At 63.8% G+C, this 13841-nt stretch carries 17 protein-coding genes and 1 other RNA gene; 7 read left to right on the top strand and 11 right to left on the bottom strand.

Going from position 1 to position 13841, the window contains the following annotated elements:
- Positions 1-146: 146 nt before the first annotated feature.
- Together FAX90_RS05310 and FAX90_RS05305 are read right to left on the bottom strand one after the other, a co-directional pair.
- The gene (locus tag FAX90_RS05310) at positions 147-947 is read right to left on the bottom strand and encodes a transglutaminase-like domain-containing protein (protein WP_144096174.1); all 801 of its coding nucleotides are present in this window, start codon (positions 945-947) and stop codon (positions 147-149) included.
- A 100-nt stretch (positions 948-1047) separates the two neighbouring features.
- Positions 1048-1464: a secondary thiamine-phosphate synthase enzyme YjbQ gene (locus tag FAX90_RS05305; RefSeq protein ID WP_144096172.1), complete on the bottom strand. Its 417-nt coding sequence runs from the start codon at positions 1462-1464 to the stop codon at positions 1048-1050.
- 193 nt (positions 1465-1657) lie between these two features.
- Between FAX90_RS05305 and FAX90_RS05300 the strand changes: the two genes are divergently transcribed.
- Entirely contained in the window at positions 1658-2704 is a 1047-nt protein-coding gene (locus FAX90_RS05300) for a diacylglycerol/lipid kinase family protein (RefSeq protein WP_170234873.1), read from the top strand.
- Entirely contained in the window at positions 2704-3609 is a 906-nt protein-coding gene (locus tag FAX90_RS05295; protein WP_144096168.1) for a hypothetical protein, read from the top strand. Before FAX90_RS05300 ends, FAX90_RS05295 begins: the two co-directional genes overlap by 1 nt.
- Here FAX90_RS05295 and FAX90_RS05290 read toward each other — a convergent pair whose 3' ends face one another.
- The 3 genes from FAX90_RS05290 to FAX90_RS05280 form a co-directional block, all read right to left on the bottom strand.
- Entirely contained in the window at positions 3610-4008 is a 399-nt protein-coding gene (locus tag FAX90_RS05290; protein ID WP_144096166.1) for a hypothetical protein, read from the bottom strand.
- A 79-nt stretch (positions 4009-4087) separates the two neighbouring features.
- A complete protein-coding gene (gene tldD, locus FAX90_RS05285; RefSeq protein WP_144096164.1) occupies positions 4088-5515 on the bottom strand; it encodes a metalloprotease TldD in 1428 nt (475 codons plus the stop codon).
- A gap of 76 nt (positions 5516-5591) precedes the next feature.
- Positions 5592-5810 carry a zinc-finger domain-containing protein gene (locus tag FAX90_RS05280; RefSeq protein WP_144096162.1) on the bottom strand — a complete coding sequence of 73 codons (219 nt, stop codon included), beginning with the start codon at positions 5808-5810 and terminating at the stop codon, positions 5592-5594.
- Between the two features lie 118 nt (positions 5811-5928).
- Here FAX90_RS05280 and FAX90_RS05275 point away from each other — a divergent pair, with 118 nt between their 5' ends.
- Together FAX90_RS05275 and FAX90_RS05270 are read left to right on the top strand one after the other, a co-directional pair.
- Positions 5929-6882: an ABC transporter ATP-binding protein gene (locus FAX90_RS05275; protein ID WP_144096864.1), complete on the top strand. Its 954-nt coding sequence runs from the start codon at positions 5929-5931 to the stop codon at positions 6880-6882.
- A gap of 76 nt (positions 6883-6958) precedes the next feature.
- A complete protein-coding gene (locus tag FAX90_RS05270; RefSeq protein ID WP_144096160.1) occupies positions 6959-7519 on the top strand; it encodes a YqgE/AlgH family protein in 561 nt (186 codons plus the stop codon).
- Positions 7520-7522: 3 nt separating this feature from the next.
- Here the strand turns inward: FAX90_RS05270 and FAX90_RS05265 are convergent, their stop codons facing one another.
- From FAX90_RS05265 to FAX90_RS05245, 5 genes are all read right to left on the bottom strand, one after another.
- Positions 7523-8881 (bottom strand): MFS transporter, encoded by a 1359-nt coding sequence (locus FAX90_RS05265; RefSeq protein ID WP_144096158.1) that lies wholly within the window; start codon positions 8879-8881, stop codon positions 7523-7525.
- Positions 8882-8949: 68 nt separating this feature from the next.
- Positions 8950-9483, bottom strand: coding sequence for an NUDIX hydrolase (locus FAX90_RS05260; RefSeq protein WP_240704735.1), 534 nt, complete (start codon positions 9481-9483; stop codon positions 8950-8952).
- A gap of 32 nt (positions 9484-9515) precedes the next feature.
- Positions 9516-10199, bottom strand: coding sequence for a TPM domain-containing protein (locus tag FAX90_RS05255; RefSeq protein ID WP_144096153.1), 684 nt, complete (start codon positions 10197-10199; stop codon positions 9516-9518).
- The gene (locus tag FAX90_RS05250) at positions 10199-11047 is read right to left on the bottom strand and encodes a TPM domain-containing protein (RefSeq protein ID WP_240704734.1); all 849 of its coding nucleotides are present in this window, start codon (positions 11045-11047) and stop codon (positions 10199-10201) included. Before FAX90_RS05250 ends, FAX90_RS05255 begins: the two co-directional genes overlap by 1 nt.
- Before the next feature lie 14 nt (positions 11048-11061).
- Complete coding sequence (locus FAX90_RS05245; protein WP_205700618.1) at positions 11062-11742, bottom strand: LemA family protein; 681 nt, start codon at positions 11740-11742, stop codon at positions 11062-11064.
- Between the two features lie 222 nt (positions 11743-11964).
- Here FAX90_RS05245 and mscL point away from each other — a divergent pair, with 222 nt between their 5' ends.
- The 3 genes from mscL to FAX90_RS05230 all read left to right on the top strand — a co-directional run bounded on the left by mscL (position 11965) and on the right by FAX90_RS05230 (position 13454).
- Complete coding sequence (mscL, locus tag FAX90_RS05240) at positions 11965-12426, top strand: large conductance mechanosensitive channel protein MscL (RefSeq protein WP_144096149.1); 462 nt, start codon at positions 11965-11967, stop codon at positions 12424-12426.
- A gap of 12 nt (positions 12427-12438) precedes the next feature.
- Positions 12439-12784, top strand: a transfer-messenger RNA (tmRNA) gene (gene ssrA / locus FAX90_RS05235).
- 460 nt (positions 12785-13244) lie between these two features.
- A complete protein-coding gene (locus FAX90_RS05230; RefSeq protein WP_144096146.1) occupies positions 13245-13454 on the top strand; it encodes a hypothetical protein in 210 nt (69 codons plus the stop codon).
- An 83-nt stretch (positions 13455-13537) separates the two neighbouring features.
- Here the strand turns inward: FAX90_RS05230 and FAX90_RS05225 are convergent, their stop codons facing one another.
- Positions 13538-13741 carry a hypothetical protein gene (locus FAX90_RS05225; protein ID WP_144096862.1) on the bottom strand — a complete coding sequence of 68 codons (204 nt, stop codon included), beginning with the start codon at positions 13739-13741 and terminating at the stop codon, positions 13538-13540.
- Between the last annotated feature and the right edge of the window lie 100 nt (positions 13742-13841).

The following is a 13841-nucleotide window of genomic DNA, read 5'->3' as shown; positions in this document are numbered from 1 at the left end:
GCAGCAAAGCTTGGGAAGCAGAGGCTTTGGCATGCCACAATCCATCATTACGGCAAGCATAGATAGCTTTGAGAACGTTCACAACCGGCAAATACGTATGCAGCGCGGTGCGTGATGGCGGCGGTGCGGCGCGATGTGCCCCCGGATCAAGTTTCCGTAACGGTGATCTGCTTGTCGATGAATTCGGCGATGCCATAGCTGGTGAGGAAGCTGACCTCTGCCGCGTCGCGGCCAACGCCGATCTTCACCACCTGGCGCGGGTCGGCCATTCCGGTCGCATCGACGATGTGCCAGCTGCCGGTGCCGACAGGGTCTTGGGGGTCGGCCAGGAAGACTTCGGCCACCGCGTGAAAGTCCTGCGGTTCGACGTTCGGGGCGTAGCAACTGACATAGCGGGCCGGAATGCCTGACGCGCGGGCCAGCGTGATGACCACGTGGGCATAGTCGCGGCAGACGCCCTGCCGCTCGACAAAACTGTCGAGCGCGGTTGTCGTCGACGTGCTGGAGCCGGGAACATAGCTGAACTTGTGCGCCACCCAGTCGTGGATAGCCCCGATGCGCTGCCCGCCCTGAAGCTCTCCGAACTCGCCCTCGACGAAGCTGTGAAACTGGTCCGCCGGACAGAACCGGGAATCGAACAGGTAGGGCACTGCCTCGCCCGGAAGGTCGTGGGGCAGCAGCGAGGGGAGCTGCGTTATATCGGGCAGGGCGCGCTGAATCTCGGCGGTAATCTCGTACTCGGCCCGAAATTCCCCGGCACAGCGCAGCCAGATCCGCTCTCCGATCGCGTCCTCGCCCGAAACGCGGGCGGTGTGCTCGGTCGGGGAAAGGGTCAGGCCGGGGCCAGTCAGCATCTGCTCGGGAATGGCGGCTGCCTCCATCTGGAGGAGGAAATCGGTCGGTTCTGCGAAACGGTAGGCGATAGACGACTTGATCGTGATGGCCATGAAATGATCTCGATTTGGAAAAGTGCGGGGCGGGGCGCAGCGGCCCCTTTTACCGACCTCAACGCAGGCGGCGATATTCCTATCCATGCCTTGCGAAAGATTATTCGCCCGACACGTGCAGCACGACCTGCCGTACATGCGGGCGGGTGCGATGTTCGACAAGGTAGACGCCCTGCCAAGTGCCAAGGACCGGCACGCCCGATGCGACCGGAATGGAAAGCGAAACGCCCGTCAGGATCGATTTGAGATGCGCGGGCATGTCGTCCGGCCCTTCGTCGTCGTGAATCCATCCGCCGTCTTCTGGCGCGATCCGGTCCAGCCAGTCGGTGATGTCCTGCCGTACTTCGGGTGCGGCGTTTTCCTGAATGGTCAACGACGCCGACGTATGGCGGCAAAACACCGTGAGCAGGCCGGTTTCAATGCCCGTGTCGTGCACGAAGGCCGCGACTTCGCGCGTGAATTCGACAAGACCGCGGCCACCGGTCCGAATTTCCAAAGTGGTGATCGCCTGTCGCATCGCGGTCGTATTCGCAAATCCGGGCGCTTTTGCACAGGGCGCATCACACGTCTTTCGCGTCACCTTCCAAGTCCGCAAAGGCGCGATTTACCTTTGTGTTTCAGCCATGCCGCACTGTTGCGGGGATGACATGACCAAATATTTCAGATTTTTTACGGATGATTTTTGGCAGGCCCGTCGCTATGTCACTCAGATGGATGGCACGATCTATGACGATTGCACCACGCCGCTTTTTGCGTTTGACGGTGTAGGCGGTCCTGCTCGATCTGAGCAGGCCGAGCCGTCGCGCCGTGGATCCAACGCGCGCGAAGGCGCAGGCGTCGCCGTCATTTCCAATCCCCGCAGCTATCGCAACAAGCGCCGCCCGCTGGCCGTGCCCGACGGCGTCACGGTCGAGGCACCGCGCACGCGCCACGAACTGCGCCGCACGCTGGCCGCTTTCAAGCATGACGGCGTCGAACTGGTCATCGTGGCTGGCGGCGACGGTACAGTGCGCGACGTCCTGACGTGCGGAACCGACATCTGGGGCGACACCCCGCCGGTGATCGGCGTTCTGCCCTGCGGCAAGACGAACGCGCTGGCGATCGATCTTGGCGTGCCCGACGAATGGGACATCTGCCAGATGATCGCGGCCTGGAAGGCAGGCAGCTTCGTTGAACGCCCCCCGATCGAGATCGAGCGTGTGCACGAAGGACGTCCCGTTCTCGGCTTCCTGTTCGGGGCTGGCGTGTTCGTCGATGCGACCGACCTTGCGCAGACCACGCATCGCTTCGGTGCGGTCAACAACCTTGCCGTCGGGCTGTCGATCTTCGGCGCCGTGGCCAGCACGCTCATGGGCGGCAGCAATTCGACCTGGCGACAGGGCAAGTCGATGGCGATCCGCTATGGCGAAGATGCCGATCTGCAGGCCGAAACCGCCACCAACAGCACGAACAAGCGCTTCATCATGCTGGCCTCCACGATGGAGCGTCTGCCGCTGGGCCTGCGTATCTTCGGTGAACGCCGCGCTGGCCTGAAAACCCTTGTGGTAGACGCACCGCCGCGCCGCTTTTTGCGGGTCTTTGCCCGCGTCCTGCGCGGCAAGCCGTGGAAGACCATGGCTGCCGAAGGTGTTCACCGCGTCGATACCGACGAACTGCGGATCGACCTTGAAGGCGGTTTCATCCTCGACGGCGAACGCTTTCCCGCGGGCGATTACCTGCTGCGGAAGGGCGCACCGGTCACTTTCGTCACCTCCTGATGACCCCAGATCCGCTCACGGCGCGGATAGAGACCGCGCTTGCGGCCGACGTTCGGCCCGAAGTGCGGGCTTTCGCGGAAAAGCTGGCGCGGCAGGCCGATGCCCGCGCGGTGCTGTTCTACGGCTCCAACTTGCGCAGCGGCTCGCTCGACGGCGTGCTCGATTTCTACGTCCTGACCTGGGGTGCGCGGGAAAAGGGCCTGTGGCCGCGGGTCGGCTATCACGAACTGGAAATGGACGGGCAGGTCTTGCGCGCCAAAGTTGCCGAGATGCGCCTGGCGACTTTCGCCCACGCGGCCTCGGGCCAACACCTCGACACGACGATCTGGGCACGGTTCGTACAGCCGTGCGCGCTGGCCTGGACGGTGGACGAACCCGCGCGTGACGCGGTCGTATCCGCCGTGCGCGCCGCCGCGATCACGGCAAGCCGGTTCGCTGCCGCTCTGGGTCCGGACGCGGGGACGGAAAGCGATTATTGGGGGGCGCTGTTCCGCGCGACATACAAGGCCGAACTGCGGGTCGAGAAACCGGGCCGCGAACAGCAGATCCTGACTTTCGGGGCCGGGCACTTTGACGGACTGATGCGCGATGCCTGGTCCGCGGGCGGTATTCCCTTTTCGGTGGATGGCGAAACGCTTCGCCCCAAGCTGACCGAACGGGGGCGTCAGCGTATTCTGACGCGATGGTCACGCAGGCGGAGGCTTGGCAAGCCGCTCAACGTCCTGCGCCTGCTTCGCGCCGCTACCACGTTCGCGGGCGGGGCGCGTTACCTTGCCTGGAAGGTGGAACGTCATACCGGCGTCGCGGTGCCGCTGACGCCGTTTCGCGAAAAGCACCCCCTGATTTCTTCCCCGGTGCTCGTCGCGTCCTATCTCCGCGCGAAGTCCCGCGCGAAAAAGGGGTGATCAGCCTTCGTCCTTGACCTTCTTGTAGGGGACGAAATCGCCCAGGAAGACCACACCGCTCCAGAAACCGGTACTGTCGCGCATTTCGACCGTATCGACGCTGCACAGCTGGTTGGAGAAAGTCTTGGTGACCATGATGTTGTTCCGGCGCAGCGAACTCTCGCCGTTTTCGGGCCGGTTCACGTAAAGCGTGGACCCGGAATCGAACACGATCGCGGTCTTGTCGTAGATCGTGCTGCTGGATACCTGGTTCATGTCGATGCAGCGCACCGGTTCACCGGCCACGCGGCCTTCGAGCTTTTCGGCAAGGCGGGTTTCGGGGTCTTTCTTAGCGGCCATCGCGGGGGTGGCCAGCATTCCGGCCAGTGCGGCGGCGGTAATGATTTTTGCAGTTTTCATCTTATCGCTCCTCTACCGCGACTCCGTAACGGAAACTGGCTGAACCGACGCTGACTTGCGATAGGCCGATGAAGTGAAGTCAGCCCGTTCCGCCGATGGTCAGCCCCTCGATCAGCAGGGTCGGCTGACCGACGCCCGCCGGCACGCCCTGCCCGGCCTTGCCGCAGGTGCCGATGCCGTCATCCAGCGCAAAGTCGTTGCCGATGCCCACGATCCTGGTCAGCGCCGTAGGTCCGTCGCCGATCAGCGTCGCGCCCTTGATCGGGGCGATGACCTTGCCATTCTCGACCTTGTAGGCCTCTGTGCAGGAGAACACGAACTTGCCCGAAACGATGTCGACTTGCCCGCCGCCAAAGCTCTTGGCCCAGATGCCGTCCTTCATCGACGCCAGCAGGTCGCCCGGATCGTCTTCGCCGGCGGTCATGAAAGTGTTGGTCATGCGCGGCATCGGGGCGTGGGCATAGGACTGCCGCCTGCCGTTGCCGGTCGGCTCCACACCCATGAGCCGCGCGTTCAAGCGGTCCTGCATGTAGCCCTTGAGGATGCCGTCCTCGATCAGGACGGTCTCTCCGGTCGGGGTTCCCTCATCGTCGATGCTCAGCGAACCGCGGCGGCCCGCCATCGCGCCGTCGTCGATCACCGTCACGCCAGGGGCGGCGACGCGCTGTCCGACGCGGTCTGAGAACACGCTGGTCTTCTTGCGGTTGAAGTCGCCTTCCAGCCCGTGGCCCACCGCTTCATGCAGAAGGACACCGGGCCAGCCGTTGCCGAGCAGGACTGGGCGCACGCCTGCCGGGGCAGGGACGCTTTCAAGGTTCACCAGCGCCTGTTCGAGCGCGCGGTCGAGCGCCTTGTTCCAGCACGCGGGATCGAACATGTCGTCATAGAGCCTGCGCCCGCCCATGCCGAAGGTGCCGGTTTCGCGGCGGCCGTTCGCCTCCGTCACGATGGAGATATTGAGCCGGACGAGGGGGCGCACGTCGAACGCGGTAAAGCCGTCGGGGCGCACGATCTCTATCACCGACCAGCTGCCCAGCAGCGATGCGCTGACCTGCTTGACGCGCGGGTCGCGGGCGCGCGCGGCGGCGTCGATGGTTTCGAGCAGCTTCACCTTCTCCGCGAAAGGCACCGCGTCGAGCGGGCTTTCATCGGTGTAGAGGTGCCGGTTGGTGGCGCGCGGCGCGGCGGCCATGGGCGACTTCGTCTCGTCCAGCAGGCTCAGCGTCTCGCTTGCCCGGCGGATGGCGTCGGCGGAAATCTCGTTGGCGTGGGCAAAGCCGGTCGCCTCGCCCGAAATGCCGCGCAGGCCAAACCCGCTTTCGCGCGAATAGTCGGCCGTCTTCAAACGGCCATCGTCAAAAACCAGCGATTCGGATGCCGAGAACTGGAGGTAAAGTTCACCATCGTCGCAGCCCTCAAGCGCCTTTGCCGTAAGGTCGCGAGCGGTGTCCGGGTCCAGCAGATCGGACCGGTAAAGCAGCGAGCGGGGGTCAGCGGAGCTTTCCATCACCGTGATATAGGCACAAATGTAACCAAATCGGAAGCAGGCAAGTGCGAATGACTTGCAAGGCGCGTGATCGCGATCAGACGGCCCCTTCGGGAGGAGCGCCGGTCACGTCATGCGCCGGGCCGCCTTCGAGTACGAAACGGCGGTCGCAATAGCCGCATTCGACGTAGCCTTTTTCGTCGATTTCCAGCCATACGCGCGGGTGGCCGAGCGCGGCACCGCCGCGAATATCGGTGGCCCCGTCGCAGCTAACGCGGGATTTGTCCGTGTAGATCGTTTCGGGCGCCTGATTCATGCGATGGCGATTACCAACAGGTCCGCGTGGCCGCAAGCACCAGTTGCTGCAGAAAAAGGGCGGGGGATCGAAACGGGCAGGCGATCGACGCGACTTGCCTCGCGCTCCGCCTTGGCGCATGACGCCGCGCGTGACTGACGCAGCAATCTCCATCCGCAACCTGACTAAGCGATATGCCCCCACCGGAAAGCAGGAGGAGGGCAAGCTCGCGCTGGACGACGTGACTTTCGACGTGCCGCAAGGCGGCATCTTCGGGCTGCTTGGCCCCAATGGCGCGGGCAAGTCGACACTGATCAACATCATGGCCGGCCTTGTCGGCAAGACCGGCGGTTCGGTTTCGATCTGGGGTTTCGACATCGACCGCGACCGGCGCAATGCCAAGGCGTCGATCGGCATTGTGCCGCAGGAAATTGTCTTCGACCCCTTCTTCACCCCGGCAGAGGTGCTGGACAACACGGCCGGATACTACGGCGTTCCCAAGGCGCAGCGCCGCACCGCCGAACTGCTTCAGGCGGTCAGGCTGGAGGACAAGGCCGATGCCTATGCCCGTTCGCTTTCAGGCGGGATGAAGCGCCGCTTGCTGGTGGCCAAGGCCATGGTCCATTCGCCGCCGATCCTGGTCCTGGACGAACCGACGGCAGGCGTCGACGTCGATTTGCGCCGCCAGCTGTGGGAGCTTGTAGTCGATCTGAACAAGCGCGGCGTGACCGTCGTGCTGACCACGCATTACCTCGAGGAAGCCGAGGAACTGTGCGACCGGATCGCGATCATCAACCACGGCAAGCTGATCGCCGACAAGCCGACGCACGAACTGCTCGCGCTGGGGCGTGAGAAAGTCGTCGTCCTCACGCTCGACCGCGACATCACTGCCGCACCCACGCACGAGGCTTTCAGCAAGAGCGAAGTGACCGCCGACCGCACGGTGGCGATCACTTACGACATGGACCGTATGAACGCGGGCGACGTGCTGACACTGGTCAACCAGCAGGGCTATTCGATCGTCGACGTCACCACGCGCGAGGCCGACCTTGAGGATGTCTTCGTCCAGCTGACCAGCGACGCCGTGCGCTGAAAAGGTTGCTGAACGAGCGGAGTTCCGGGGCAGACAGGCTTTGCAAGGCGGGGGTGCGATCCCTACCTTGGCAGGGATGAGCGATGGGCAATACCTGACTGGACGCATTCTCCTGGCCATGCCGGGAATGGGCGATCCCAATTTCGAACATTCGGTGATCCCGATTTTTGCCCACGAAGCGGAAGGCGCCTTCGGTGTCGGCATCGGCCACTTGCGCGAGGGGATCACGTTTCACGATGTCCTGCGCGAAATGGACATCGACCCCGGCGTCGCGCCCGATTGCCCGATCCACCACGGCGGCCCTGTCGAAACGGGGCGCGGCTTCGTGATCCATTCGCCGGACTGGAGCGACGATTCCACGATGCTGGTCGAGCCGCTGGGCGCACTGTCCAATTCGGCCGACATCCTGCGCGCGATTGCAGAGGGTACGGGGCCCGCACGCTGGATCATGTCGCTCGGCTATGCCGGGTGGGGCGATGGCCAGCTGGACGAGGAAATGCACCGCCACGGCTGGTACGCGGCCGAAGGGCGGCCCGGCATTCTGTTCGATGTCGAGGCGGAGGGACGCTGGGCCGCGACGTGGGCGGCCGAAGGCGTCGATCCGGCGCTGCTGGTCGGTCAGACCGGCACGGCCTGAGCGTCAGTCGACCCTGGCCGGAATGCCGTCCGCGCCGGGAAGGTCGGATACGACCTCTTCCACCGCGGCGCCTTTTTCCGGAAAGCGGACGAAAAGGGCCATCAACGTCGCAAAGCCCCACGCGATCGCGGCACACCAGTACAACCATTGCGGATGGCCCGCACCGGCCGTCCACGATGCCATCCATGCCCCCAGCGGGCGTCCGAAATTGCCGACGGCCATGTAGATCGTGAACTGGGTCGCCGCCACGGCGGGCAGGCATAGCCGCATGCAGATCGGGATGGTCGCGACGATATAGAGCAGGCTCAGGATGTCGAAGACGATGATGAAGGTCGTCAGCCACCAACGCTCGGTCCACCAGTCGCTCGCAAACCCCATGAAGGTCAGCAGGGCGATGCCCAACACCGTGCCGATCAAAAGGCTCGTGCGTGAACCGATGGCATCCACCAGCCACCCTCCGACGACCAATCCCAGCACTCCGCTGACCAGCGACGAGGTGGAGATGAGATTGGTATAGTCGCTGATGCTGAGCCCCGCGATCTGGGTGAAGAGTTCGGGGTGAAACGCCTCGAACGCGCCGTGCGGGATCGATCGGACCAGAAGAATCGGCACGATGCCCAGCGTGATCGGTACGGCCAGCGCGCGGACCGCCGATTTCAGCAAGGGCCACCATGCCTCGACCTGGATCGCGACATTGCCGGGGTGGCTCTCCCCCGCCGTCCAGGGCAGGCGGCGTTCGCCGTCGCGTTCGCGGATGGCGATGCCGTAGAGCATGACCGCAAGCGGCGCGATCGCAAGGGCGATCAGCCCGACCGGAAGGCTGAAATACTGGAACAGCGCGCCGCCAAGCGACGTCGCGGCGGCAATGCCCAGTAGCTGCGCGCCGAACATGATGCCCGCGGCCCTTGCTCGCTCGTCCTCTGGCATGATGTCGACGGCAAGGCTGTCGATGCCCACGTCCTGGAAAGTCACCGCCGCGTTCGATGCAAGGCCGAAAGCGGACAGGAGGAACACGTCGCGAGCATCGGGAGAGATCACGGCCCCGGCCAGAAGCACGACGACGATCAGGGCCTGTGCGCCGATGATCCAGATCCGACGCCGGCCCATCGGCAAATAAGTATACCGGTCAATGAGAAAGCCGTTGATCAGCTTCAGGGACCAGGGCAGCGATGCCGCGGCCACGACCGCTGCGACTTCCGGCGTGGTGGCGCCGTTTGCGCTCATCCACGCGGGCAGCGCATAGAGGAACAGCCCGATCGGAAAGCCTTGCGCGAAATAGAAGAGCAGGAGCGTCAGCAGCCGGAGCGGCCTGCTCCTCGTCAGGACAAGCCCGTTCCCCGCACCAATCGCCACACTCGCCATAGATAGTCCCCCTGCGCAAAGTATGCAGGAACACCCGGCGCGGCCAAAGCGCGTAATAACGTGGTTTATCAGTCCCTTGCCGTTTTAAGCAGGTCGGCGGAGAGCAGCATCAGCACCCTGACGTCGATGGCCTTGCCCGCGCGGCGCTGGTCTTCGACGAAGCTGCCGATAGCGGCCAGCGGCACGCGGTGGACGGTGATGTCCTCGCTTTCTGTCCCGCCGCCGGGGCCGATTTTTTCAAGGTTTTTGGCGATGACAAGGGTGAAGCTTTCGCTGACCATGCCGGGGCTGGACATGAATTCGCCCGCGTCGATCAGTTCGCCTGCGCGATAGCCGGTTTCCTCCTCCAGCTCGCGGCCCGCCGCGTCCAGAGCGTGTTCCCCCTCGCTGCCGTCGTCATCGCCGATCAGGCCTGCGGGCAGTTCGATGCACCGCTTTGAAAGGGGCGTGCGATACTGTTCGACCAGCAGGACGTGACCATCATCGACGGCCAGGATTACCGCCGCGCGGATCGAGCGTGAGCGGCTGACATATTCCCAACGCCCGCGCTTCTTCGCGACGATCCAGTCGCCTTCCCAGCAGACCTCTTCGGGTTGGTCCATATCGTTGTGTGGCGGAGCGTTCATAGGTGCGTTCAAAGTTCGATCAGGCGGTCGGGCAATTCGTTCTGGTCGTCCTCTTCGCGGGGGAAGTGCTGTGCCAGGACAATGCCGACTTCGTTCACTGCCGCGACCATGCCGTCGGCCACGCGGCCTTCGCGGACATGGCCGATCATCTGCGCCATCGCCTCGCCCCATGTCTCGGGGCTTACCTTTTCGGCTATCGCCTCGTCCGCGACGATTTCAGCGCGGTGTTCACGCATCGACAAGTAGATCAGGACACCGGTTCGGCCATGCGTGCGCCGTTCCGCGCCGACCTTGAACAGGTCGACCGCGCGGGCGCGGACGCGGCGGCCTTTGACAGGGCCGGGAATGACCAAGAACTTCAGCGGCGGCCACATCTGGATCAGCCAGGTGCCCAGGAACTTCATGATGCCGAACCCGCCGGCAATCGCGAACAGGGCACCCGCACTCCACTGCGCGTTCCAGTTGCCGGTTAGGCTGTCGATCAGGCCAAGGTAAAAGTCGGGAAACAGGGCCAGCGCCATGATCGCGGTAAAGGCGACCAGCGCGGCCCAGGCGAGCGCGATGTCCGAATAACCGTCGGACCTGTCGGCCAGGACGGTGACGATCTCGCCAGAGGTGTGCAGTTCCGCTGCCGCGACCGCGTCGCTGACCTGCTTGTGCTCCTCGGCAGAAAGGTAGACGGGACGGCTCATCACCAGCTCCCCGATGCGCCGCCGCCGCCGGACATGCCGCCGCCGAAGCCGCCAAAGCCGCCGCCGCTGGAGCCGAAACCCCCACCGCCGAAGCTTCCGCCGCCGAAGCCGCCCGAACTGCGCCCGCCGGCATGGCGTGCAAGCTCGCTCGCGCCCCACAGGACGACCCACGGGCTGATGCCGCCGCCACGGCGATAGCGGCGTCCGCGGCTGCGCCTGCCGAACAGGATCATGAACACGACGATCATCAGCACCCAGAAGACGAAGCCGCCCGCACTGGCCCCCTTGATGCTGCCGGCCATTTCGCGCTGCTGCGCCTCGGCAGCGGCGGCTGCCTCGGCAACCGCTTTCGCCTCTGCCGGGGTGCGGTTCATCTGTTCGATCAGCGCGTTGAGCGCGGCATTGATGCCGCCCGGATAATCGCCCGCCTTGAACGCGGGCAGGATGTCGTTGCGGATGATCCGGCCCGAAAGAATGTCGGTGACATAGGGCGTCAGGCCATAGCCGACTTCGATCCGCACCTGCCGGTCATTCGGCGCGACCAGAAGCAGCAGGCCCTGATCGGTTTTCTCACCGCCGATGCCCCACTCCTCGAACATGTTGGCCGCGTACATCTCGATCGTTTCGCCATCGAGCGAATTGACCGTGGCAACCACAACCGCCCGGCCCGTCTGCTCGTTATACGCGCGCAGGCGGGCGTCCATCGCGGCTTCCTGATCGGCCGGGATGATGCCCGCCTGGTCGAGGACGGGGCCGTCGGGGCGTTCGGGGTAGGCCGCCCATGCCGGCGCGCCGGAAAGGCCCGCCAGCAGGGCGAAAGCGGCAAGAAAGCGGAACAGGGTTTTCACGATGGGCCTTTTGATCAGTTCGCTGCGGCCGCGGGCTGATCTGCGCCGGTGTTGTCGTTGGCAGCAGGTGCCGCCGCGGGCTCACCGCTCATCGTGCCGAAATCGACCGTTGGCGCGTTCTGCGCGTCGGGCGCGGCATTGAACGGCTCCATCGGTTCCGCCCCGTGGATGATCTTCGCGCCGATCACGTCGGGGAAGGTGCGGATCGTGGTGTTATATTCCTGCACCGCCTCGTTATAGCGAACACGCGCCAGGTTGATCTGGTTTTCCGAACCTTCGAGCGCGGTCATCAGGTCGGCGAAACGCTCCTGGCTCTGCAAGGTGGGATAGTTTTCGACCACCGTGCGAAGCTGGCCAAGCGCCTGCGTCAGCTGGTTCTGCGCTTCGGAAAAACGGCGCAGTTCTTCCGGGTTCGACAGGTCGTCGGTGGTGATGTTGATCGAAGTCGCGCGGGCGCGGGCTTCGGTCACGTTGGTCAGGATCTGTGTTTCCGAAGCGGCAGCGGCCTGAACCGTGGACACCAGGTTGGGCACCAGGTCGGCGCGGCGCTGGTAGGCGCTCTGCACGTCGGCCCAGCGGGCCTTGGCGTTTTCTTCCGCCGTCGGAACCGAGTTGATGCCGCAGGCGGCAAGCGAAAGCGCGGCAAGGCCGGCAATGGCCATGCGTATCGCGCGGGTGAACGGGCCGGTGGTCATGCGATCAATTCCCTCTCGAGTGGGTCCGTTGCCAATATCTGTCCCCGTATCGGGGGTGTGTTACGCATATAAGGCGGTTTGCTCGCGGCGCAACAGGGGCGGGCAGGGCCTTGCCCTGGTTCTTTCGGTGCCTGGTCTTTCGGTGATTGTCACCTTCGCGTGCTTGCGAAACCGGGCGGTCTGGGCAGGATACGCCTCGCAACTGCAGGGGAAGACAGGCTCATGATGGGCGAATTCAAGAAATTCATCGCGCGCGGCAACGTGCTGGACCTCGCCGTCGGTGTCGTGATTGGGGCCGCTTTCGGCAAGATCACGACCTCGCTTACCGAAAGCATCCTGATGCCGTTGATCGGTGCGGTCTTCGGTTCGGTCGATTTCTCGAACAAGTTCATCCTGCTCGGTTCGGTGCCCGAAGGGTATGATGGCGCGCTCGACAACTATGCCGCGTTGAAAGAGGCCGGGGTGCCGATGATCGGGTACGGCGATCTCATCACCCAGATCCTCAACTTCCTGATCATCGCATTTGCCCTGTTCATGATCGTGCGCGGCGTGAACCGGATGCTGGACGCGATGGAGGAAGAGAAGAAAGCCGCCGAGGAAACCGCCAAGACCGAGGCCGTGCCGACCGATCCCACGCTCGACACGCTCAAGGAAATTCTGGCCGAGTTGAAGAAGAATCCCTGATTTTTCCGGCGCTCACTTCACATTAATTCCGGCATCGCTATATAGGGCGGTGCCGGCTTCGGCCGGATATGGCGATAAATTGCGGTGTGCAATAGGCACAGCGGACCCGGGGGCAGTACCCGGCGGCTCCACCATTATTTCCCTGTTGTCGAGGGTATGGGTAGGGGGCCGAACCAGGATCGACGTGTGTTGAAAGGCACTGTTTTCGCCCGGGCTGAGTAACCCGTTTAAGGCTCAAAACACACAAGTGCCAACGATAACGAAGCACTCGCTCTCGCTGCGTAATCTGACGGCCTAACGGCCTGATCTTACAAAGCTAAAGCGCGGTTGGACCCACCGGGCAACAGAAGCGGATTCCGGGGCTCCGGGGGGCGGCTAGCAACAGAAGTCCCCCCACCTCCCTTGCATGAAAGATCAGACGTCGCCGATCGTACCACGGTCCTGCCCCCCTTTCGGCATGAGTCCGGGCGGCTAGCAACAGAAGTCCCCCCACCCCCCTTACTTGAGAGTGCAGACGTCGCCGATCGTACGCCGGTCCTGCCCCCCATTTCGACAAGGAATCGGGCGGCTAGCAACAGAAGTCCCCCCACCTACCTTGCATGAGAGAGCAGATCTCGTCGGTCGTAGGGCGGTCCTGCCCCCCATTTCGACAAGGAATCAGGCGGCTCGCATTAGAAGTCCCGCCCTACGCAAATCTGCACGGAATTGGTCCGACTCGGCGCATCGTGATACCTTGCGGGCACTCGGCCACGAGCCATGCCGGATCGCGGCCTGAAAGCGAGCGCACAAGACGCATCGCCCAAGACCGGAGAGCATTCATGAAGATCGTTGGCGAAGAGGTCCACGTTACCACCGATGAAGCGCGTGGTGGCGATACGCCGCATGTCATGCGCTATGTCCTGCTGTTCAGCATCCTGCTGGCGATCCTTGTCCTTTCGGCGGTCTGGATCATCGGGGCCTGGATGAATTCGCCGGCGGACGGTTGGACCGTCACGGCGGAACAGCACGCGCTAAGCCGCAGTAACTGAAGGGGCGGGGCGGCAATCGCGCAAAAAAGAAGGGCGCCCATCGGGGCGCCCTCTCAAGTCTGGCTAGCAGTTCTTCAAATGCGTCAGCTTTCGGCGGGCACAGCCTCTGCTTCGGCGTCGTCTTTCTTGGCATTTTCATGCCGTACGCAATCGAGCATCTTGGCACTGGCCATGAAGACCGAGCCCGTGCAGGCGAGAAACAGCAGCTTGCCGCCAAAGCCGGGATACTGGCTAAGGTAGACCGTGCCGCGTTCGATGGCACCAAGGGCGAGTGCGTAGGTCACCATGAACACCTCTAGACGGGTCTTGATGACGAACAGTCGTCCGATCTTCTTGAGCCTGGAAGCCACGCGCTTGCCACTCCTTAAACTTGCGTCCGGTCCGGCC

It is taken from the genome of Croceicoccus sediminis (assembly GCF_007570835.1).
Classification (GTDB): domain Bacteria; phylum Pseudomonadota; class Alphaproteobacteria; order Sphingomonadales; family Sphingomonadaceae; genus Croceicoccus; species Croceicoccus sediminis.
This window is presented reverse-complemented; position numbering and strand designations above follow the sequence as displayed.